At 49.3% G+C, this 22,481-nt stretch carries 21 protein-coding genes and 1 tRNA gene; 10 read left to right on the top strand and 12 right to left on the bottom strand.

Translation table 11 applies throughout. From position 1 onward, the window contains the following. Window positions 1-80 precede the first annotated feature (80 nt). A complete protein-coding gene (locus Q8K39_RS03095; protein WP_305258246.1) occupies window positions 81-1,361 on the top strand; it encodes a GNAT family N-acetyltransferase in 1,281 nt (426 codons plus the stop codon). A gap of 60 nt (window positions 1,362-1,421) precedes the next feature. Here Q8K39_RS03095 and sodC read toward each other — a convergent pair whose 3' ends face one another. Further along, entirely contained in the window at window positions 1,422-1,934 is a 513-nt protein-coding gene (sodC, locus tag Q8K39_RS03090) for a superoxide dismutase [Cu-Zn] SodC (protein WP_305258245.1), read from the bottom strand. Between the two features lie 358 nt (window positions 1,935-2,292). Between sodC and Q8K39_RS03085 the strand changes: the two genes are divergently transcribed. Together Q8K39_RS03085 and Q8K39_RS03080 are read left to right on the top strand one after the other, a co-directional pair. Continuing rightward, window positions 2,293-5,235, top strand: a complete 2,943-nt coding sequence (locus Q8K39_RS03085) for a hypothetical protein (protein WP_305258244.1) — start codon at window positions 2,293-2,295, stop codon at window positions 5,233-5,235. A gap of 447 nt (window positions 5,236-5,682) precedes the next feature. Further along, on the top strand, window positions 5,683-6,381 hold the full coding sequence (locus Q8K39_RS03080) for a phosphodiester glycosidase family protein (RefSeq protein ID WP_186954079.1): 699 nt from the start codon (window positions 5,683-5,685) through the stop codon (window positions 6,379-6,381). Between the two features lie 34 nt (window positions 6,382-6,415). Here Q8K39_RS03080 and Q8K39_RS03075 read toward each other — a convergent pair whose 3' ends face one another. The 3 genes from Q8K39_RS03075 to Q8K39_RS03065 all read right to left on the bottom strand — a co-directional run bounded on the left by Q8K39_RS03075 (window position 6,416) and on the right by Q8K39_RS03065 (window position 7,950). Next, window positions 6,416-6,964: an STM3941 family protein gene (locus Q8K39_RS03075; RefSeq protein ID WP_305258243.1), complete on the bottom strand. Its 549-nt coding sequence runs from the start codon at window positions 6,962-6,964 to the stop codon at window positions 6,416-6,418. Between the two features lie 230 nt (window positions 6,965-7,194). Then, a complete protein-coding gene (locus Q8K39_RS03070; protein WP_305258242.1) occupies window positions 7,195-7,674 on the bottom strand; it encodes a hypothetical protein in 480 nt (159 codons plus the stop codon). A 201-nt stretch (window positions 7,675-7,875) separates the two neighbouring features. Then, window positions 7,876-7,950 (bottom strand) — tRNA-Arg (locus tag Q8K39_RS03065). Window positions 7,951-8,127: 177 nt separating this feature from the next. On the opposite strand from Q8K39_RS03065, the gene Q8K39_RS03060 reads away from it, so the two are divergent. Both Q8K39_RS03060 and Q8K39_RS03055 read left to right on the top strand, forming a co-directional pair. Beyond that, window positions 8,128-10,038 (top strand): ATP-binding cassette domain-containing protein, encoded by a 1,911-nt coding sequence (locus tag Q8K39_RS03060; protein WP_305258241.1) that lies wholly within the window; start codon window positions 8,128-8,130, stop codon window positions 10,036-10,038. 197 nt (window positions 10,039-10,235) lie between these two features. Next, window positions 10,236-10,982, top strand: coding sequence for an SDR family oxidoreductase (locus Q8K39_RS03055; protein WP_305258240.1), 747 nt, complete (start codon window positions 10,236-10,238; stop codon window positions 10,980-10,982). 8 nt (window positions 10,983-10,990) lie between these two features. On the opposite strand, the gene Q8K39_RS03050 is transcribed toward Q8K39_RS03055, so the two are convergent. Further along, a complete protein-coding gene (locus tag Q8K39_RS03050; RefSeq protein ID WP_305258239.1) occupies window positions 10,991-11,518 on the bottom strand; it encodes a thioesterase family protein in 528 nt (175 codons plus the stop codon). A 190-nt stretch (window positions 11,519-11,708) separates the two neighbouring features. On the opposite strand from Q8K39_RS03050, the gene Q8K39_RS03045 reads away from it, so the two are divergent. Beyond that, complete coding sequence (locus tag Q8K39_RS03045) at window positions 11,709-12,392, top strand: DUF4124 domain-containing protein (RefSeq protein ID WP_305258238.1); 684 nt, start codon at window positions 11,709-11,711, stop codon at window positions 12,390-12,392. Window positions 12,393-12,463: 71 nt separating this feature from the next. On the opposite strand, the gene Q8K39_RS03040 is transcribed toward Q8K39_RS03045, so the two are convergent. Both Q8K39_RS03040 and Q8K39_RS03035 read right to left on the bottom strand, forming a co-directional pair. Then, window positions 12,464-13,000: a cysteine hydrolase family protein gene (locus tag Q8K39_RS03040; RefSeq protein WP_186957201.1), complete on the bottom strand. Its 537-nt coding sequence runs from the start codon at window positions 12,998-13,000 to the stop codon at window positions 12,464-12,466. Window positions 13,001-13,121: 121 nt separating this feature from the next. After that, window positions 13,122-13,988 carry a LysR family transcriptional regulator gene (locus Q8K39_RS03035; protein ID WP_305258237.1) on the bottom strand — a complete coding sequence of 289 codons (867 nt, stop codon included), beginning with the start codon at window positions 13,986-13,988 and terminating at the stop codon, window positions 13,122-13,124. A gap of 97 nt (window positions 13,989-14,085) precedes the next feature. Between Q8K39_RS03035 and Q8K39_RS03030 the strand changes: the two genes are divergently transcribed. Both Q8K39_RS03030 and Q8K39_RS03025 read left to right on the top strand, forming a co-directional pair. After that, a complete protein-coding gene (locus Q8K39_RS03030; RefSeq protein ID WP_305258236.1) occupies window positions 14,086-15,087 on the top strand; it encodes a quinone oxidoreductase in 1,002 nt (333 codons plus the stop codon). Beyond that, window positions 15,080-15,616 (top strand): lipocalin-like domain-containing protein, encoded by a 537-nt coding sequence (locus tag Q8K39_RS03025; RefSeq protein WP_305258235.1) that lies wholly within the window; start codon window positions 15,080-15,082, stop codon window positions 15,614-15,616. The genes Q8K39_RS03030 and Q8K39_RS03025 overlap by 8 nt, the downstream gene beginning before the upstream one ends. Here the strand turns inward: Q8K39_RS03025 and Q8K39_RS03020 are convergent. Then, entirely contained in the window at window positions 15,596-17,116 is a 1,521-nt protein-coding gene (locus Q8K39_RS03020) for a C13 family peptidase (RefSeq protein ID WP_305258234.1), read from the bottom strand. The two genes, Q8K39_RS03025 and Q8K39_RS03020, sit on opposite strands and share 21 nt — an antisense overlap. Window positions 17,117-17,244: 128 nt before the next feature. Continuing rightward, window positions 17,245-18,273, bottom strand: a complete 1,029-nt coding sequence (murB, locus tag Q8K39_RS03015) for a UDP-N-acetylmuramate dehydrogenase (protein ID WP_305258233.1) — start codon at window positions 18,271-18,273, stop codon at window positions 17,245-17,247. Between the two features lie 88 nt (window positions 18,274-18,361). Between murB and Q8K39_RS03010 the strand changes: the two genes are divergently transcribed. After that, entirely contained in the window at window positions 18,362-18,847 is a 486-nt protein-coding gene (locus tag Q8K39_RS03010; protein ID WP_186957195.1) for a YajQ family cyclic di-GMP-binding protein, read from the top strand. Window positions 18,848-18,878: 31 nt separating this feature from the next. Continuing rightward, window positions 18,879-19,517, top strand: coding sequence for a TIGR02281 family clan AA aspartic protease (locus Q8K39_RS03005; RefSeq protein WP_305258232.1), 639 nt, complete (start codon window positions 18,879-18,881; stop codon window positions 19,515-19,517). 91 nt (window positions 19,518-19,608) lie between these two features. On the opposite strand, the gene Q8K39_RS03000 is transcribed toward Q8K39_RS03005, so the two are convergent. From Q8K39_RS03000 to Q8K39_RS02990, 3 genes are all read right to left on the bottom strand, one after another. Continuing rightward, window positions 19,609-20,382, bottom strand: coding sequence for an ATP-grasp domain-containing protein (locus Q8K39_RS03000; RefSeq protein WP_305258231.1), 774 nt, complete (start codon window positions 20,380-20,382; stop codon window positions 19,609-19,611). A 39-nt stretch (window positions 20,383-20,421) separates the two neighbouring features. After that, entirely contained in the window at window positions 20,422-21,483 is a 1,062-nt protein-coding gene (aroG, locus tag Q8K39_RS02995; protein ID WP_186957191.1) for a 3-deoxy-7-phosphoheptulonate synthase AroG, read from the bottom strand. Window positions 21,484-21,905: 422 nt separating this feature from the next. Then, the gene (locus Q8K39_RS02990) at window positions 21,906-22,328 is read right to left on the bottom strand and encodes a tetratricopeptide repeat protein (RefSeq protein ID WP_305258230.1); all 423 of its coding nucleotides are present in this window, start codon (window positions 22,326-22,328) and stop codon (window positions 21,906-21,908) included. Window positions 22,329-22,481 lie beyond the last annotated feature (153 nt).

The following is a 22,481-nucleotide window of genomic DNA, read 5'->3' as shown; positions in this document are numbered from 1 at the left end:
CGACACCCTGTTCTATGCGTTGTTCAACAGATAGTTTTACGCTTATGATGCAAACTCACCATTCATCTTGAGTCTGACACATGAAAATTCCTGCCGCACTGCAATCGATTACCAGCGCTCTCAGGGAACGCCAGAAAGAGCGCAAGCGTCTGCGTGGCCCTGCTGACTTGTATTATGCCATTGCTGACTCCATCAGCATGCTGGATGCAGGAGCATGGCAAGAATTGGCGGCGCAATCCGGCTTTTTCATGTCGCTTGAATATCTGACGGCGCTTGAACAAGTGCTGCCACTCAACCTGTCAGCCCGCTATGCCCTGATTTTCGATGGCACGGGTACAGATCGTCAACTGGTGGCGGCAGTCTATATGCAAATTGCCGACATCAGTCTGGCACAAGCGCGCCCGGAAAAGCCGGCAGATACAGACAAGAAGTGGGGATTGCCGCTGGATCAACTGGCCCAGCATGCCAGGCAGCGCATACTCAGTTGCGGCAATTTCCTGACTTTCGGCCAGCATGGCATTGCCTTTGCCAGGGATGTCGATCCCAAATTGGCATGGCATGGGGTTGTCGAAGTCTTGTATCGCGTACGTCAGGCAGAAAAACTTGCAGGCAAGACCCATTTTGTCATGATCAAGGATTTGCATGATCCTTATATAGACCAGGCAGCCCATCTGGAAAACCTTAGCTATCGCTATGTAGAAACAGAACCGAACATGGTGCTGGACCTTGCTCCGGCATGGAAAAACTACGATGACTACCTGGCCAGCCTGGCATCCAAATACCGCAGCGGCATTCGCAATGCCGTCTTCAAGCCCATGGATGAAGCCGGCTGCACGCTGGAAAGACTGGATGACCTGACACCAGTACTCGACCACATCTTTGCCTTATACAAAGCCGTGCAAGTGAATGCCAGTTTTCGCCCATTTGAATTACTGCCCGAGTACTTTCCTATACTTCAAGCTGCCGCAGGCGACAAATTCCGCTGTAGCGTCATCAAGCGCGAAGGGCACTTGTTGGGCTTTTTGATTTCCATCGCAGATGGTGAGACTGCATTTGCTTATCACATCGGCTTTGACCGCACTGCCGCAGAAGAACTACCGATTTACCTGCGCCTGCTGCATGCTGGTATCGCCGACGCCATAGACCTTGGCTGCAAGCGTATTTCTTATGGCCGCACAGCGCTTGAACCCAAAGCAGCACTGGGTGCCAAACCACAAACCTTTGGTGTATTCGTACGCCACCGCCAACCCGTCCTCAACAAACTCATGAAACGCTTGCTGCTAGGCATAGAGCATGATGATGCGCCAGACCGCAATCCCTTCAAAAAGGAAAAAGCGGCAAAAAACAAATCACCAACTTGAAGCTCACATCAAGACTGTTTCCGGCTCAACACCTGAGACAGTCTTGCTGACAAATCAGATTCAGAATGCGCCGCACACCACACGCGCACCACCGCCACCCAATACTGCCGGACGATCTGAGTGATTGTCACCGCCTATGTGTATCATCAGGGACCGGCCTTTGATATCCGCCATTTTCAAGCGCGGTGCCAGTACAGGTTGAGCGGCATTGCCACTGGCATCGACATACAGAGCGGGCAAATCGCCCATATGACCATCACCCCACGGTGTGCCATGGCGATTACTGTTTTCAGGATCATAATGACCACCAGCACTTAATGCTGGAACCATCTTGCCATCTTTTTCCTTGCTGCTGCAATCCGCATTCTGGTGTATGTGAAAACCATGCAGACCAGGTGTCAAGCCCGCCAGGGCAGGTGTCAACACCAGGCCATACTTGCTCTCAGACACAACAACCTGCCCCAGTTTAGTGCCGACACCAGCTTCACTGACCTGATTCATGCTCACTGTTACATCTGCCGCTGCAATCAGCGGCAAGGCACTTAACAGGGAGAAAATTAATTTTGATTTCATGGTGGTATTACCTTAAAAATAATCGTTCGACGCCAACATCTCGACGTAAGGACAAAAATATACGCCACTGGAAAGAAATTAGCAATTTAGAAACACTTGATCGTCCGGGCATGTATTGCCTTACACAACAAGCGCGAGCTTGACTGGCAATACCGCGAAAGTGAATTACCAATACAGCGTAAAGAGTACCAATGAAATGAATAGCAAAAAATACAAATAACGCAATGATACAAACACCAACTCTGGAACTAATCCTCTCATTTGCATGGCAAACACGCGCCTGCGCTCGCAATTTTCAGCCATATAGCTGACAATGCGCTTGATACTTTTGCTGGTGGAGATTTGGGTGGAAATTGGGATGGACCTGTGGTGGGGTTTGGGTGTGACGGTTGTAGCCGTCTTTTTGATATTGCAAGTGCTGGCTCTGCTGATAGGCGTAAACCGCTTACTGAAATTGCAACTGTGGGCGCCACGCAAAACTCCCTGTTTGCGAGCGGCCAGCGGTGATCTCTTGCCTATACTCGATGCGGCGCGCCTGGAAATGGAGCAGGCGGGGTTTCGCTACATGCATAGCTGGCGCGAACGTTCCATCGTGGCGGCTGATGATATCCCGGTCAGCTACATCGATGTCTATCACCATCTGGGCCAGGATGTCCATGCAGAAGTTGTACTTACTGAAGCCACTGTAGATAAACGCCCGTACACCATCTATCTATGGAACACATACATTGACGGCAAGGCCTTGCTAACAGTCAACGGCATGCTGCAAACCATGGTGCCCTTCCCTGCACGGGTCAGTGTGATTGATGACAAGAGTACTGACTTTGCAGGACAACTAGCGACGCATTTGCATGTGCGCGAGCTGATTACGGTGCAACGCAGTGACCCCGCAGACGCGCCAAAAATTGCACAGAACCTGGTAGATCGCTGGCTCGTGCGCCTTGAACGAGAGGGCAAGGTATATCAACGCGAACAACGTGGTGATGAAACGATCTATGGTTTTCGCATTTTTCCCGCGATAAGAATGGCGTGGAATATGCGAAAAATAAAACAGCAACGTGCAGGAGGCGCAGCGCCAGAAAGCACAATTCCGCTTACAACGGATATGCAGGCAGCACGCCGGTTGCGCGACCGTTATTCTTTTGTACGAACGCTGTGCACCTTGCGCTCCATGTTGGCGCCGCGCTGGTACCAATACGCAAGCTTTAGCTTGTCTGCCCTGGTGTTCCTGGCATTGGGATCCTGGTGGTGGGGTATCACTGGCGCATTGCTCATCGTAGGCGTGATTGCCTTGCATGAAGGCGGCCACTGGCTGGCAATGAAGCTGGCAGGATTTCGAGATGTACAGGTGTTTTTCATTCCTGGCATGGGTGGCATCGCCAGTGGTGAAAAACACGAGGCTCGTCCTTTGACACATATGTTGGTCTATCTGGCAGGCCCGATGCCAGGATTACTATTGTCACTATGCAGCTTTGCCCTGATTGTCTGGGAGCCAGGCATCATGAACACCTCATGGGGCCCGTATTTGACCATGGCAGCCCTGGCATCATTGCTGGTCAATGGCTTTAATCTCTTGCCTGTGTTACCGCTGGATGGCGGGCGCATCATAGAATTATTACTCATTGCTCGCCTGCCCTGGTTGCGCTTTGTTTTTTCACTGGCCAGCAGTCTGGCTATGTTAGCTTACGGCATGTATATCAATGACAAAGTATTACTGGGCCTGGGTCTGGTGATATTGATCAGCGCCCAGTTTCAATTCAAAATTGCCAAAGCTGCTTCTTTGCTACTAAGGCAAAAAGCCCGACCATCCAATCACATGGACTTTGCCAATGCCGCTGGTGATTTGTACGACTTTCTTGATCAAGCCAGTTTTGCAAAGTGGACCTATCGCAGCAAGCTTGAAGTAGGCCAGAGTTTATTGTCGCGCTATCTGGGTGGTCTGCCAGGATGGCGTGAGAGCAGCGCAGGAATAGCCATTTATCTGACTTGCCTTATCCTGCCCATCGCCGCATTGTCTGGCTTACTCTACTCTGCACCCAATACCATGTTGAAAATGGCCGGGCAAGGTTTGTCTTCGCTCATGGCATCGACAAATCCCGTACAAGCCGTCAATGTGGCTAAGACTGACGTCAAGGGTACTGCCAGCACATGGGAAGAAGAAAAAAGTATGCTGAGGTTGGCTCGCGCTGACAAAATCACCGCAGCACAGGGCAATGAAAGAGCAAAAATACTCAAGGCCGCACTGGAAGAAGCCAGCGACAACGACGCAGAAGATGCGCTGCGCATCGCCAAAATTTACTATGCCGAGAATAATAACTCGGTGCAGGCAACCTACCATCACGCAGATGCCGCCTTTGCCATGGCTATCGCTTTACGCAACTGGTCCGGGCAAGATGAACTGGAAAGCGCAGCAAAAAATGATGCCGACATCGCCAACTACCTGCAAGAAGCAGAGGCAGTTTTACGTGCAAGACTGTATGCTCAGGGCGACAAAGAAGATGCACGATTACTCGCCCAAGTATTACAGGCAAGAGATATAGAGACAGATAATCCGGCACACCTGTTACTGAAACAGGAAATCGTCAAGCTGTTCTCCAAAGACAAGAGCCAGGACGACACCCAACTCCTGCAAGCACATCAAATGCTTGCGCGCAGTTATTACATGTCTGGCAAAGCAGACGAAGCTGCGCAAGAATTACAACTGGCAGCCAATGACTATGGTTGCGCTGAAAAAAAGACTGACATCTATTTCTGCCATTCCTTAAAGGTCGATCAGGCCTGGTTACTGGTAGGTAAGAAGCAATTTGCAGAAGCCATAAAACTGCTGGCTTCCTACAACACCGAAGCAAAAAATCGCCGGCAGGCTGACACGATGTACAGGGAAAATCATCAAATCAAATGGATGATCGCCATGCTGCAAAAAGACTATGCTCAGGCCAGGCAAGAGGCGCAGTTTTTGAACATGCTACAATCACCGGGCACAGGCAACTGGCTGATGGACTTTTTCATACAGCGCGCCCAACCGCCCAGCAATTATCAGGCAGATCTGATGCTGATAGAAAGCTTGCGCGCAAGCGGTGAACAAGATGAGGCAAATAAAATCGCCGGGCGTCTGCTTGAAAATCAGCACAAAACACGCGGCGATTTTAGTAATACAAAACCTGGCAACACCGAGCCTATATGCAAGATCACCAACTATGGCAGTGCATGGAAGAGTCAATTTCAGCAAACCTTGCTCAATATCGAGCAAAGAGAAATCAGGTGCGTGCCACGCTTAAATACGAGTCAAATACCGCGCTAATTTTGCATGTTAATGCGAGGTCAGAAATTTACTGCGTTTCAGCACTTGCCCTTATCACCGGTTAGATCTGACATGAAGATATTTCACGTTTAAGACTTATCTGCAAACAACAATCGTATGCTTTTTGCATAAGCTTCCTCAACATCGATACGCGTTAATTTTCCAGTGCAATTTGCAAATGTTTTCTATCAATTACTCCCCTCCGGCATCATAGGCAATGCACGAGATATTTGGTTGCGCCGGCCTGCAGCAGGATGGCCACGGCTGCACTTGGTCCTGTAAACGCTGACGATTTTCACGGCAAACTGATACTTTAATTCAGGCTCTTTCAACTTGGCTACCATAGAGAAAATATTCAATGATGCCTGAATTTAAGTCAGGCATACGCATGCTGTAAAATGGAGATAGACCTCTCTGCCGTCACTTCACGCCTCCAGGTAACATTTAATGAAAACCTTCATTTCTGTTTTGGCTTGCCTGCTGTTCAGCCTGACATGCCAAGCTGCCGACCCGCGCTTTACGGTTATCAGTGTTGATACCGAACACGAGGAACTGCAGTTATTCCTGAATGATGAAAACGGCAAGGGCTTCAAGCGCTTCGATACTTTAAAGACATGGCTGGCAGGCAAAAACAAGGAATTACGATTTGCCATGAATGCGGGCATGTACCACTCTGATTATTCACCCGTAGGTTTATATGTGCAAAATGCCAAACAGGTGTCGGCACTGAACCTGGCAGACGCCTGGGGCAATTTTTTTCTGAAACCAAATGGTGTATTTCTGCTCACGCAAGCCGGGCCGCAAGTGATTGAATCCTCAGAATATCCAGCCATTGCCAATGGTGTTTTGCTCGCCACACAGTCTGGGCCCCTGTTGTTGAGAAAGGGCCAGGTTCATCCTGCATTCAGGCCTGAATCAACTTCTCGGTTAAAGCGCAACGGCGTTGGCGTCATCGGCAAAAAAGCTATCTTCGTCATCAGCGAGCAGCCAGTCAATTTTCATGAAATGGCAAGCTTTTTCAGAGACACATTACACTGTCAGGACGCCTTGTACCTGGATGGCAGTATTTCAGGCATTTATTCTGTCGACCTTGACCGTAACGATAGCACCGTAGATTTGGGGCCGATTATTGGCGTAGTGCGATAAGCTACCGCCTCACCAAAATATACAAGTAAGCTGCTCAGGTATTCTTTTGGTATTTGTACAAATAGGCATTGCAGATTTTCAGCAATTCATCAAATCCCACGTTGAGAGAATTGGCTGAAATAGCGACAGGACTGCCGCACATCTTGTAATTCATCCTGTTAAGCATGCGCTTGAAGGTTCCACCAGCCTTGATGTAACGCTCAGGTTCGCGCACCTTGATAACCAGGGTTTTCTGTTTTTGCATTTCGAAAATGCTGAAACCAATAACCTCAGACCATGGGACAAAACCCGCCGAGACAGCACTGCTATTATCATGAATACCTGAGGAATTTAATATCAGGCCAGGCTTTTTATCCAGCAATTTTCTGATGCCGACAGCGCCGCAAAATCCAAAAAACAGAATGCCTGCTGTACCTATGCCATACGTCAGGACTGGGCTATTGTAACGACGCTGAGAGGCAATCTGAGAACTATCAAGTAGCACCATCCAGAGACCCATGATCACAAATATCATGGAGCCAGCGACCAATAACCGCAATTTGGTTTTACTTAACTCGATGACTTTTTCGTCTTCAGTATGCATAATCCTCTGTCGCTCTGATTGATCCGCCTTGAAGACGGCATATTCTCAAATGAAAGCCAGAAATATCATTTCCGGTGAAACTCAGGAACAGAGGAATATTAGTATAATTTTTTTTACCTGGCCACTTGCAAGCATTGTTAGCTACACAATATCTATTTCAGGCAATGTTTGATTCAAGGGAATCAAGAGAATTAAGGATGGCGGAGCCATCCTGGGGATTTGAATAAGCTTCAATTTTCAACATCGGTTTGCGCCGTTGTGACTTCACGCATCTGTTTGACTATATATAGGTATAGCAAAGCGTAAGTTGCCTGAAACAGCAGGTCAAACACCCGGCTCTCGAATATATCGACTACTCCCTGCGACACAATCGCGGCTGTGGTCAGCGGTATCATCAACAAGAGAATCAATACCAGATAACGGATGGAAGAGATCAGAGAAATACTGACATAACGGGGCAAAAATTGCGTGCCAGATGCACCGCCATTGGCTTTAAAAGCCATCATCGTGCCAATCGCAGGAATCAATATGTTCATGATGGACGCAAAATAAGTCCAGCCATCCACAGTTTCGTGGGGGACATATGCCATCATCTCGATTGCTATTGCGCTGAGAATGGCATACACCAGCATATAGGAATAACTCTGAGCTTCAGTTAATCCCTTTGCAATCAATTGCTTCTTCAATAAATCCAGTTTCCAGAAATACATTGCAACCTCAATGAGAAATTTATCTGGATAACAAATCCAGACAAGATGGTGATGGTCACCAAGACCTGGGAATCAGTAAAATTACGAGAAGAAAGCTTGACGGGAAGTTGACATTCGAACTGCATATTTAATACAACACGCATCAGAATTAATGAATTTTAGCCTAAATTAACCGATGTTATCTGGAGTTAGTGCCAAAACTGGTCCCGCCGACAGGAATCGAACCTGTATCTTACGCTTAGGAGGCATACGTTCTATCCATTGAACTACGGCGAGACACGGTGAGAAATGCCCATATTTGCTTGTGCATTTCTCAATCAGCCCGCCATCTTACCTGAGCTTGGGCCAACAATCAATTCAGCAGATGAGTTTAGGTGCCTAGCTAGCGTACAATACTGCTTTTCTCTAATTTATGTCCGCGCATCTGCACTGATGCCGGTTTCACAGGGTTTTATGGCAGTTATCTCATTAAGCGATGCCCAATTGGCATTCGGTCACGTTGCTCTGCTCGATCATGCAGAGTTTTCCATAGAGGCAGGCGAACGTGTTGGCCTGATCGGGCGCAATGGCACGGGCAAGTCCTCTTTGCTCAAAATCATTGCCCGCACATCCAAGATTGATGATGGTCTGCTGGTCATGCAGCAAGGCATCAAGATTGCCTATGTCGAGCAAGAGCCGCAATTTGACATGGGGCTCAGCGTGTTTGATGCGGTTGCATCCGGTCTGGGTGAACTGCCCGCCCTGTTGCAGGAATATGAAGCATTGACTGGCCAGTTTGGCGGTGACAATGATGATGCCCTGATGGAGCGCATGCATGACATACAGGTAAAACTGGATGCGGCTGATGCCTGGAGCCTGGGTAACAAGGTAGAAACCACGCTGGACAAGCTGAACCTGTCGAAAGACGCCATCATGGGCACGCTGTCAGGCGGTATGAAAAAGCGCGTGGCCCTGGCTTGTGCGCTGGTCAGTGCGCCTGACGTGTTGTTGCTTGATGAACCAACCAATCACCTGGATTTTTCATCGATACAATGGCTGGAAGCCTTGCTGAAAGACTTTAAAGGCAGTGTGCTATTCATCACCCATGACCGTAGTTTTCTGGACAATGTAGCGACGCGCATCTTGGAACTGGATCGTGGCAAGCTGACTTCTTTCCCAGGCAATTTCACGACTTACCAGACCCGCAAAGCGGATCTTCTGGAAAATGAAGAAGTAGAAAACGCCAAGTTCGACAAGTTTTTGGCGCAGGAAGAAATCTGGATACGCAAAGGCGTCAAGGCCCGCCGCGTACGTGACGAAGGCCGCGTCAAGCGTCTGGAACAACTGCGCCTGCAACGCAGCGCCCGCCGTGACCAGCAAGGCCAGGTCAAGCTGGATGTAGGCTCTAGCGAACGCTCAGGCAAGATCGTGGCAGAACTGGAAAACGTCAGCAAACGCTTTGGCGAGAAAGTCATCATTGATGATTTCTCCAGCATTATTTTGCGTGGCGACAAGGTTGGCCTGATAGGCCAGAATGGTGCCGGTAAAACTACCCTGCTGAAACTGATTTTGGGCCAGGATGAACCAGACAGCGGCACCATCAAGCAAGGCAGCAAATTGCAGATCGCTTACTTTGACCAGATGCGCGCGCAACTGGATGAAGAAGCCAGCCTGGCAGATACAATCGCGCCAGGTAGTGATTGGGTAGAAGTGAATGGCCAGCGCAAGCATGTGATGTCCTATCTGGGCGACTTTTTGTTTGCGCCAGAACGCGCACGCTCGCCGGTTAAGTCCCTGTCTGGTGGTGAACGCAACCGCCTGTTGCTGGCCCGTTTGTTCGCCAAACCAGCCAACGCACTGGTGCTGGATGAACCGACCAATGATCTGGATATCGATACGCTTGAATTGCTGGAAGAATTGCTGGAAGAATACACTGGCACTGTCTTTCTGGTCAGCCATGACCGCACCTTCCTCGACAATGTGGTGACCCAGGTTATTGTTGCTGAAGGCGAAGGCCAATGGCGTGAATTTATCGGTGGTTATAGTGACTGGGAACGCTACCGCAGCACAGTGCCGGTCACCAAAACAGCGAAGACCGAGCAAAAACCAGCAGTGGCAGCCGTATCGACGATGAGTGCGCCGGCAGCAGCAAAACCGAAAAAACTCAGCTACAAAGAGCAACGTGAGTTGGAAGAACTGCCCAAGCAGATCGCGGCACTGGAAGCTGAGCAGGCATCCATCACAGCAAAACTGGCCGAAGCCAATCTGTATAAAAACGGCCCAGAGCAAGCCAATCAATTGAATGCACGGCATGCTGAAATTGATGAGCAATTGCTGGACGCACTGGAAAAATGGGAAGTGATAGAAGCCAGGAGCAAAGGCTAATTACCCACAGCATCCCCTAGCAATTGCTGGGGATGCATTACAGCAGGGTGCGCCATGCGCACCACCCCACTCTCAAAAAAATCCTTTCAAACTCTACGCCATCTGCGAAAAATCTTCATCCCGGTTACCATGCTGTGATGATTTATTTTTCGCAATTTTGATACATGATTCCATTCATCAATTATGAGGGAGTAGCCATGACAAAAGTAGCATTGGTCACCGGCGGCAGTCGCGGCATAGGTGCCGCCACAGCACAGCAACTGGCTGCTGCCGGTTATGCAGTCTGCATCAACTACCTGCACAATCATGAAGCGGCACAGCAAGTCGTGCAAGAGATTCAGTCACTAGGCGGCACAGCGATTGCCATACAGGCTGACGTTGCCAATGAAGTGGAAGTAGTGCGCCTGTTTGCTGAGCTAGATGCGCAATTGGGCAAGCTGGATGCACTGGTCAATAATGCGGGCATCCTCATGCAACAATGCCGGCTGGAGGATTTGACGGCAGAACGTATCAACCGCTTGCTCAGCACCAATGTCACCAGTTATTTTTTATGTTGCCGCGAAGCGGTGAAACGTATGTCGACCAGGCATGGTGGTCGAGGTGGCGCCATCGTGAATGTGTCATCAGCCGCGGCGCGACTAGGTTCAGCCAATGAATATATTGATTATGCGGCCACCAAGGGCGCGATTGATACCTTGACCAAGGGTTTATCGATAGAAGTGGCAAATGAAGGCATACGCGTCAACTGTGTGCGGCCTGGCTTGATTTATACCACCATGCATGCTGACGGCGGTGAAGCCAACCGCGTCGAAAGATTAAAAGTTGGCGTCCCCATGCAACGCGGCGGCGCACCGCAAGAAGTAGCAGCGGCCATCAGTTTTTTGTTGAGTGATGCGGCTTCTTATATAACGGGTAGCTTTGTTGACGTATCAGGCGGACGATAGATTTATTGTTACACACCACGGGCTGATGCCATCGCTTGCAGGGTCTGATCCCAGGCCAGCAATTGGGCTGGTGGTTCGTCAAAACGTATTTGCAGCAATGCAAATGGTTCCACGCTTAAACTCCCTCGTTTAAACTTCATCTTGACCAGCACCTCTGCATGCAGAGTATCGCGTGTATAGATTTCATGTGAAAAATAGGTGCATTTTTCATTTGCATACATGATACGGGTATCTACCCGCACTCGTTGAAAAAGACGTACCGGCCTCATAAAACTCACCAGCTGCGATACATTCACAAAGGCCGTGCCGCTCGCCAGCATGGGAGCCAGCAATCCAGTTCTAATCACAAAATCCAGTTGTGCGGATTCTGCAAGCAGAAAATACTTATCACTCTTCAAAGTCTTGATACCTGTGTCCCAGGGGCCAATCCAAAAATATGTGCAAACCCTGTTCGCAACGCCTGTACACTTGCGGCCAAATCGAGAGGAAAACAAGCCAAGTAGTACTGTGAAAATATGACGGATCAATCCAGACACAGCTACACCCTCTATGCAAGAGAAAGGATAAAACGATAAGCAGTCATCGCTTTGGCAACTTGCTCACGTATAAGCAGGACTATTGGAGATACAAGCCGTGAACTAAAAACCTTGTGAGTGTTTTGACCATTTTACCATCGGGGATGGTAAAGTTCAGCTTTAAAGATTTTCAAAAACAGGCTTACTCAGTATGTTAAAATTTCGCGCACTCACCACATCCCTTGGCATTTCAGCATCCCTGTTGGTGGGTTTAAGCACCGGCTTTGCCACGACAGCTCAGGCGCAAAATTTGTATCGCTGTGGCAGTACCTACCAGGACAAGCCCTGCGACAATGGCCAAGCCGGTCAATTGATCAAGAAAAATCCCAGCCCGTCAACTTCAGACAAACCTCCACTGGATGCGAATTGCATACGCCGTGGGGAAGAAGCAAAAAAAATACTATGGCTAAAGGAAGGTGGCGCATTCCAGGATAAAGTGGCAGCAGATGCCAAGACCGGGGACCAGCGCAGATTGGTTGCAGATGTCTATGCCCTGCGTGGCAATTCCAACGACATACGTCTCAAGATAGAAAGCGACTGTATGGCAGAAAAAGAGAATGACCGCAAATTTGTTGGCCGCTCGAATGAGGATGAAGTCAACCGCCATCTGGCCGCTGAGCGCAAAGCGACAAACGGGATGAATTCAAAAGAGAGCGGCAAACCTGATGCCAGTGAAGCTGCGCGCAAGCAAGAGGCATGTGAGAATGTACGCAGGCAGATCAGTGCTGTAAGCACCAATCAGAAAGTAGGTGGCAGCGCGCAAGAAATGGAAGCCATGGCTGACAGCAGGCGTAAAATTGAGACCAGCCTGAAAGATATGGGCTGCTCCAAATAAGCATGTAAGGCCTGGGCAAGTTGGTGAGTGCAGGAACAAGCTCACTCTTGCCTCCGACCACACTTGATGCATCAAACCCGGATACCAAACACCTCTTCCGTCGTACGCACCATGATGCGGCTATTGACGGGCGTGGCAATATTCGACCACACCCAGTTATGATGTTCGACTATTTTTTCAGCCCGCATATGCGGCCTGTCCCCCGTTGTATGGGCATCTGATAAAGCTGTTACATCAAACCCGTGAGATGCTGCTGACCGTACAGTCGTATCCACACAAAATTCAGTTGCCAGGCCGCACAAGATCAAATTGCGCGCACCAGTGATTTTCAAATGTGCCAGCAAACCTGTCTCCGCAAAAGAGTCACAGGCGGTCTTATCAACAAATACATCGCCAGGAGTAAAAGGCAACTCTGGTATCACCTCCCAGCCTGCCGAGCCTAACATTGCATCATCATTGGAATGGCGCACAAAGATGACTTGTCCACCATGCTGACGAACATGCTCAGCAGCACGACTGATACGGGTAATCACATTAGTCTTGTCAAAACGTGGCGTTCCACCATGCAGCCAGGCGTTTTGCATATCAATAATTACCAAGGTATCCATTTGGCAACACCTCAAAGTTCTAAAACCTTATGATACTGCGTCCAGCGTCTGTGCGTGCAGTGCAGCAATCCTGTCAAGGCGTCTAATTTGTTAAAAATTACTGCAAGCAGAAAGAAAAATATTAGTTCAGCAAGTTTTGTATTGCTTCATTTGCAAACAACTCTATTAATTGGTCAGCCACTGCCCTTACTCTGGGAGATCGCCTGACATCATCGTGCATGACCAGCCAGAGTTTTCTTTGTACGATACTTGCATCTTGCTCTATGCGATACAAATCACGGTGAATCTGATGTAAATAATGTGGTAATACAGTGACCCCTACACCTGCGGCCGCACATTGCGCCATGACCATCTGATCATTGCTGCGTAGGTTGACTTTGCGTTGTCCCAGGTAATTTTCCAGCCACTGGTGATGTGGCGTGGGAGAATTTTTTTCATATGCAATAAATTCCCAATCCCCGGCGGCATGTTTCTTCAGATAGGATTTGCTGGCATACAGTCCGTAGCCTACGCTGGCAAGGGGTTTAATGACCAGGCCCGCTGTTTGCGGGCGCGTCATGCGCAGGGCTATATCTGCTTCGCGCTTGCCCAGGCTGACATGGTGACGTTCAGCCTGTAATTCCAGTTCTATGCCAGCCAGGCTGGTGCATATTTTTTTCAGATTAGGAGCAAGTACAAAGGTGGATAATGTAGGAGGTGCAGAAATGCGCACTACTCCCTCCATTTTTCCTGTCTGCAGTGCTTTTCTTTCAAAACTGAACCAGCGTTCTTCCACCTCCCTGGCATGAGCAACCAGATCCCGTCCTTCAGTCGTCAATTGCCAGCCACGCACCAGCCTGTCAAATAATCGCAAACCTAGCGCCACCTCCAGCGCATCAATGCGCCTTGCAACCGTTGTATGCTCAACTTGCAGACGACGCGCAGCGCCGGTCAAGGTGCCGCTGTCGACGAGCGCCAAAAAATAACGTAGATCATCCCAATTCATCATGGTGCAATTATGCACAGTCCGGGCGAAAATTTCAGTAATTTTCTTTTTTTGCTACTTTGATTAAGCTGCGAGTCATTCGTTCAACGAGAGAAAGACTATGCAGGCAATACAATTATTTTCGCAAGGTGGTCCGGACGTACTGGAGTTACGTGACGTAGCAATGCCTTTGCAAAAAAATGGCGAGGTGCTGGTACAGGTTAGCTACGCCGGGGTAAATTATGCAGATGTGTACCAGCGCAATGGACAAAATCCAGCCATCCTGCCTTGCATCCCTGGCGTCGAGGGTGCTGGGATTGTGATAGCAGGAAATGCGTCTATACCTTCTGGCAGCAGGGTGGCATGGCTATCGCAAGCAGGATCTTATGCAGAATACCTTTCTATACCAGCCTGGAAACTGATCGCATTACCAGCAGACGTGAGTACGCACGATGCGGCAGCAGCCATGCTGCAAGTCGTTACAGCACAATACCTATGTGAAACCAGTTATCGTGCGCAAGCTGGCGAGACGGCACTAGTGCATGCCGGTGCAGGCGGTGTTGGCCTGCTGCTGACTCAGATACTGAAACACAAAGGGCTCACAGTCATCAGTACGGTATCAACTGCAGAGAAAGCGAGACTGGCACTAGCAGCAGGGGCTGATCATGTAGTGCTGTACAGCGAGACTGACTTCATCCGTGCCGTAAAGGATTTGACACTGCAGCAAGGTGTGCATGTCGCCTACGATTCAGTGGGGCTGCAAACTTATCAAGGCAGCATGGCATTATTGCGCCCTCTTGGCAGCCTGGTACTGTTCGGTCAATCCAGCGGCAATGTGCCGTCCATTGACCCCATGCACTTGTGTCGCCAGGGATCCTTGTTTTTGACGCGCCCTACCCTCGCCCACCATGTTGCAGACGCGGAGAGTCTCAAATACCGCAGTCAGCGAGCCATAAGCTGGCTACGCGATGGCATAGTCGATTTGCGCATACATCATATCTATCCACTGGAGCAGGCAAGCCTGGCACACGCCGATCTTGAGTCACGTCGCACTACCGGTAAATTACTACTGGCTGTCAGCTCAGCTGCGCGCAAGTGCCTGACAAGGAGCAAGCATGAATAATACATTCAACAAAATAGCATGCATGGCACTGAGCTGCATTGCACTACTAAGCCCGCCCGCCCATGCTTTCATGGAGCAAGACATAGACAAGCACATGCAAGCACAAAAGCGCTTATCTGGCACCTGGAAGCTGACGGCCGCACCAGAAATACGCGCCGATGGTAGCCAAAGTGCCAGTTTTGGCATCAATCCCCATGGCTTACTCATCGTTGATGAAAATGGGTATTACTCTTTACAGATCTACAAATCCATACGCAGCAAATTTGCAAGCGGCGACAAACGCAAAGGTACAGAAGCTGAATATCGCGCAGCCGCCATCGACACCAGCTCACATTATGGCCGTTGCTTTATCGATACCGAACGTAATGTGCTGGTGTTCAGAATAGAACATGCATCCCTCCCCAACTGGGATGGCAGCGAGCAAACCAGCCAATTCGAACTCAAGGGCGATGAATTGACATATCGCGTACCGGCCAGTGCCAGCGGCAACGGCATCACTGCCATTTCTTCATGGAAGAGGTTGCGCTGAGGACAAGCGCAGCTCAAGTAATTTCAACCGGTCGCGAATATTCGCACCCATTGCTATTTGTGGGTTGGAATAGCCATCGGTCTTGCCAGCCTCTTCTTCGCGCTGTTTGATAATGGGCCTTGCCGAAGCAAGCGCAGTTTCAAAAGACAAAGTCTTATTGCGCAACTGCTCATCGTACATGGCACGGCCAAAAAAAGTCAGGTCTGATTTACTGCCGCAACCATAAGAAGTATGATCGGCATCAGATGCCGTCATTACCAGCGTGTCAGCATATGACAAGGGTGCAATCCAGTTGCCGGCATAGCAGGCAGAAATTGATATTACCCTGTGCTTGATGCCAGCCTCATCCAGCCAACGTTTCAAGTCTTCTGGTGTGACGGTGTTAACCGTCAACGGCCACATCCCGGCTGACAATTCGCCATCGCTGGCACCATGGGAAGACATATGCAGGAACAGGATATCTTCATTGACATCCATACGTTTTGCCACGTGTTGTATGGCCCGCTGCAGGTTCAATGGAGTTGCCCAGGGCAGGCTATTCATGGTACCGGGGTTATTCACAAGTTGCAGACTGCGCCCAGCAGCATCAAACCGTTTCTCCATGACTTGCGTGACCATGCTGGTTTCATTCAGAAAGACATTTTCATCACCATAAGGTGCAAAGTTCAGGCTATACAGATCAATAATTCCAGTCCTTTGCGGCTGAAGCCCGCTCATTTTCTCCTGGAACAATGCCGCTTGCGCCTCAAATACTTCCTGAGAAATATCCGGCGTCCTATCACTACTATCTGCTTCGCTGCTTTCCACTCGTTTCGGATACCAGAAATGTGGAGGACGGGTAGTGATTTGCATCGCAATACTGCTGACGGTGACAAAGAATATGAGCACCATGGACCAAGCACGGCGATCACATGCTCTCCACAAAAAGACTGATTGAATTGCTATCGTTAACAAGAGCGGAACAAGGTAGATCAGCCAACTGATGACCTGACTGAAACTGCCATACGTGATCCAGCCCAGGTACATCGACAGGCCAAAAGGCAGGTTTAAGATCAAGAACAAAAACAGGCCTTGCGCCATCGAGAGAACAAATAAATGACTGGCGCTGGGCGCCGTGCTGCCATTGCTTCCATCCGGTTTAACAGGATCCCGGCGCAAGCTGAAACAAAGCCAGGCCCATGACGCAAACGCAAACCAGTTTGCGCCTATAGCGCGAAAATGAAAATCAGCAGGGCCCGCTATTGCCAGGCGCTGCAAACACAAGGTAGCGAGTATGTACCCAGTCACCAGGATCAACATGATGACCGGTGAAGCGGGTATTCCTTCCCAGCGTGGATGCTTTAAGAAACTGGTTCTTAAAGTCTCATTGATTAAACGCCCCCACTCTGGTTTTTCTTCGGCACTTATGTTTTCAGGCGAAGTAGCAGGTAATTGTGGCTCCAGCCCACCCTCTGCTTTTCCAGGCTCATTTGCAGCATGCACATTATTGGATTCGGACATAAAAACTCAAAATGATATTTTTTTGGATCAGATTTAACATTGAATCGTCACTGCAAAACTGGCAGACATACTCAAACTGGGCATGGATTGTCTTGCCAACATTATCTGCGTGGAGCAAAGTAACGCGATCAGAAAAAGACTGGCTCTACCTCTAATTTGACAGCAAATCTGGCATATACATCGGCGGATACTGCCTGAGCCAGCGCCCGCACCTCTGCCCCGGTTGCACCACCATGATTAACCAGCACCAGCGCCTGCTTCTCATACACGCCCGCCCGACCTAGTTGCCTTCCCTTCCAGCCACATTGATCTATCAGCCAGCCGGCTGCCAGTTTGTAATCGCCACTATCCTGGCGGTAGCTGACCAGGGTGGGATACACAGCCAGCAAACTGTCGCGCTGAGCTGCAGGTACGATCGGGTTCTTGAAAAAGCTGCCTGCATTACCTATGTTGGCTGGGTCTGGTAATTTGGCCTGACGTATTTCAATGATGGCGGCACTGATGTCCTTGGGCGTCGGGCTATCGATCTGATGCTGACGTAGGTATTGCGCGACATCGACATAAGCCAATCTTGCCTGCCAGCGCTTTGGCAACGCAAAACGAACGTTGACGATGACCATGCGGTCTTTATACTCCCGCTTGAAAATACTATCTCGATAGGCAAAAGCACATGTTGCCTTGTCGATATCGACCAACTCGCCGCTGGTAAAATCGAAAGCAGTCAGGCCGGTGAATACATCCTGGATTTCCATTCCGTAGGCACCGATATTCTGTATCGGTGCAGCACCTACGGTGCCAGGTATCAGAGAGAGATTTTCCATCCCGCCCAGGCCCTGCTCCAGCGTCCACAGCACAAACTCATGCCAGTTCTCGCCTGCTGCTGCCTGTACGTAGACATAATCCTCATCCTCATCAAGGATTTGCCTGCCCTTCAAGCCCATCTGCAAAACCAGGGCATCTACCTGATCAGACAACACCAGATTGCTGCCACCTCCCAGGACCAGGCGTGGCAGAGCTTTAAGCTGGGCATCGGCAAAGATGGCTTGCAGTTGCGCTAGCTGCTCTATACGCAAAAATTGCCTGGCACGGGCCGCAATACCAAAGGTATTCAAGCTTTGCAGAGAATAATCTGCTGAAAATGTGAGTAAATTCGTCATAAGACCCGAATTATAGCCTTTGCTCTCTCAGGCCTGCCTGCATTTGCTAAAATGGCGGTTAATTCATCATTTTATGCAAGGAAGCAAGATGCCCTCTTTTGATACCGTCTCTGAAGCCAACATGGTTGATGTCAAGAATGCCATTGATCAAACCAATAAAGTGGTCACCAACCGCTTTGACCTGAAAGGCAGTAGCGCCAAAGTCGAACAAAAAGACCGTGAATTGACGATCTATGGCGATTCCGAATTCCATCTTGATCAGGTTCGTCTGGAATTGACGATGACACTGGCCAAGCGCAATGTCGACGTGCGTTTTCTCGACATGGGCAAGATCGAAAAAATTGGCGGCGACAAAGTCAAGCAAGGTATCAAGGTGAAGAACGGTATAGAAACCGAAGATGCCAAGAAAATCGTTAAAGCCATCAAGGACAGCAAACTGAAAGTGCAAGGGAGCATACAAGGCGATGCAGTACGTGTCACTGGTACCAAGCGTGATGACCTGCAAGCCGCAATGGCGATGTTACGCAAGGAAATCAAGGACCTGCCTTTGGAATTCAACAATTTCCGCGATTAACAACTAGATTAAGCCAATAATGCCATTATCTGTGAAATATTTGAAACGACTCAGTGCTATGAGCTTGCTGGTTTGCTCCGCATTGAGCCATGCGACCGATATAGGTGTGGTTGGCTTGTTCCCGGGCAAGGCTATCCTGGTGGTAGATGGCGCACCACCTAAAACTTATACAGTAGGCAGCAATATCAGCAGCGACACCAAACTCATCGATGCAGATCGCGAATCAGCCACTGTCATGGTGAATGGCAAGCGCAAGGTCTTGATCCTGGGGCAGACAGTGCACAGGTCCGCGGCCAGCAATAATAGTAGTGTCGTCTTGAAAGCTGGTGACCGCGGCCACTTCATGGCACAGGCAACGGTCAATGGTGGCAGCGTGAATATGATGGTCGATACCGGAGCCAGCCTGATCGCCCTACCCGCTGCTGATGCCATCCGGCTAGGTATCAACTATAAAAAAGGTCAGCTAAGCTCAAGCCGCACTGCGGGCGGCGTTGTCCCCACCTATATCATCAAACTGGATACAGTCAGGATTGGCGACGTGGAACTCAATCAGGTCGATGCCTCTGTCATAGAAGGAGGTCTGGATGTACCCTTGCTGGGCATGTCTTTCTTGAATCGCATGGAAATGCGGCGCGAGGGGGATCAGATGACCTTGACGAAGCGGTATTAGTTTCGCTCTTCGTGAACTCTCTTGGTCACATGAGGTTTTAGCTTTGATATTGACTAGTAATTCATTCTTTGAATAGCTGGTAGCTACTGCTTTACTTGTCCACACCAACAAGTAAAATTTGACGCCACCTCGCCCACGTAATATCCCAGTATATTTTTGCGGCAAGATCGTCATAAGCACCGAATGCAAATCCATCATTCATTTCTATGAGTGCAGTATTACCTTGCTTAGTAACGCCAAAATCAATGGCAAAACCGTCTGGTGCAATTTGCGCATTCAATAGTGCTTGCAGAGCACTCTCTATTTCGTTCAAGTCTGGCCGCACATCTGCATCACCGCCATGATCACAGAGTTTGACATCCTGAATTTTTCCATGCAAAACATACACCCGCCATTCGCTCAAAAAAGTGACTGGTTCTGAAACCCATACTGGCATGCTTTTAGAAACCCCGTTAAACCGATAGTCGTCAGCAAATTCTGGAACAAATCCAGTAAATCGCTTCCAGCCTGAAACTGGCTTGACGAACACCCGTGGCCCGCCATTCTCCAAACGATCCAGCACACGTCGCAAGCTTTTTTCTTGCCATACTTTCCGGTACAGCCAGGGCTTCAATACTTCAGGGTACGGTGTATGCTCCGGCAATTGCGTTCCCAGCAAACGTAAAGCATGGTGCACGAAGGGCACCGTTCCCATCACCAGCGTGTCAACTGAAAGTGCTAACTTCCCGCGCTCCATCATTTTTTCTGAGGCAGTCTCGACTGGCAGGTCGAGACTGCCTGCATACTCTGCGATCAGTCTTTGCTCATGATCCAGCTTGCCTGGCATTTTTGCAGAAACAATCACTTTTGCAGGCAAAGTAAGCATGAAACTCTAGAGTAGCTAAGGATATTTGAAAGTGCAGGTTCAATAAGACTGCTTCAACCGCCTTTGTTTTACTGCCTCAGCCAGCCCTTCCAGCACTTTGATACTTGACTCCCAATCGATGCAACCATCTGTCACGGATTGACCATAGACCAGTTCCTTGCCTGGCACCAGGTCCTGGCGACCGGCAACCAGATGGGACTCAATCATGACACCAACAATACGGGTATCGCCATCGGCAATTTGTTTGCCTATGTCAGCGCATACGGGTATCTGGTTGGCAGGATTTTTCGAGCTATTGGCATGTGAAGCATCAATCATCAGGCGTGACGCCAGGCCGCTGCTGGCGATGTCCTTGCAGGCAGCATCAACGCTGAGGGCATCATAATTGGGTGTCTTGCCACCGCGCAGAATGATATGGCAGTCTTCATTGCCATTGGTAGAGACAATCGCGGAATGGCCGCCCTTGGTCACGGATAAAAAATGATGTGGTTGAGATGCAGCCTTGATCGCGTCAACCGCAATTTTGACATTGCCGTCAGTGCCGTTCTTGAAACCTACAGGGCAAGACAGGCCGGATGCCAGTTCTCTGTGGACTTGTGACTCAGTGGTGCGGGCACCAATTGCGCCCCAGCTAATCAGGTCAGCAATATATTGCGGGCTGATCACATCCAGATACTCGGTGCCAGCTGGCAGGCCCAGTTCATTGATGTTGAGCAGCAGTTCACGGGCAATGCGCAAACCATCATTGATACGGAAACTGTTGTCGAGGTAAGGGTCATTAATGAGCCCTTTCCAGCCTACTGTGGTGCGTGGTTTTTCGAAATACACGCGCATGATGATTTCCAGCTCACCGGCAAAACGTGGCCGCTCTGCTGCCAGTCGCTGGGCATATTCCATCGCTGCTTTGGTGTCGTGAATGGAGCATGGGCCAATGACGACCATGAGTCTGTCATCCTGACCATGCAAGATACGATGCAGGGCGGTGCGGGCATTGGCTGCGGTTTCCGAGGCTTTTTCGGAGCAGGCAAACTCACGTATCAAATGTGAGGGTGGAACCAGTTCCTTCATTTCGCGTATGCGTAAATCATCGGTGCGTTGCATGTCTTCTCCTGAGAATTTCTTAAAAAATAATATGTGTCAATGTAGTAAAAATTCTGATCGGTAAAGATAATTACTATTCAATTTTTTTCTGACCTCATTGCAATTTACTGGTAATAAATGCAAGGGCAAAAAAAAACCGCCTGATCGGGCGGTTTTTTAGAATTTTGGCTCAGCTCTTTTTCTTCGAGTGCTTACCGTCTTTCCACCGCCCTTGGCTTGGAATAGCTAAAATAAAAGAAGAAAAAGAAAGCAGTGTGTTTCATATCAATATTTGCGTATGTATTCAGCTCAATTATTGTTTATACATGATTATGCCCATCAAAATGGGCATCTCAAAACTATAGTGCCTCAGAATTCAGCAATTTGCAAGAATGTTCCAGAAATAAGCTTATTCATTTTGTGACGCTTACACTCATTTATACTCATTTTTTCCACAATGGCGGCGGCTCTGGCGGAACATCCCCCTGATTGGGATAGGCTCCAGGAACCGGGGCTTTTCTTTGCACCGCCGCGACTTGCGGGGTATTGCGGTTCATCCAATTGCGCAATTCATTTAGGTTGGCAGCGATATCAGTACGGTTGGGCGCAAGGCGGCTTGCCCTTTCCAGCAAGTTCAGGGCTTTTTCATTATCGCCTTGTGCGGCTAGTGCCACCGCCTGGTTATTCAGCGCAGACGCATCAAAGGGATTGATCTTGGCGGCTTCGGCAAATTTTTTACTGGCTGCACTATTATTCCCTTCCGCCAGGAAATTACGCCCTTCGACATTGGGATCTTGTGCATGTGCATTCGTACTTGCACTCAGCACCAGCAAACTGGCGCTGACAAATTTAACAATGGATCTCATGACTTTCATCTTGCTTTCTCAATTAATACATTAATTACCCTGATAGTAAGCCTTGGGAGCGACAGGCGGGAAGCCGACCGGGCTCTTGCGTGGCTCAAAGCTATAGCGCAGATAAACCGCTGCCGAGGTGTCGTTGAAGTCTCCTGAGTTGTC

The sequence above is a fragment of the Undibacterium sp. genome (assembly GCF_030683615.1).
Lineage (GTDB): Bacteria > Pseudomonadota > Gammaproteobacteria > Burkholderiales > Burkholderiaceae_D > Undibacterium > Undibacterium umbellatum.
This window is presented reverse-complemented; position numbering and strand designations above follow the sequence as displayed.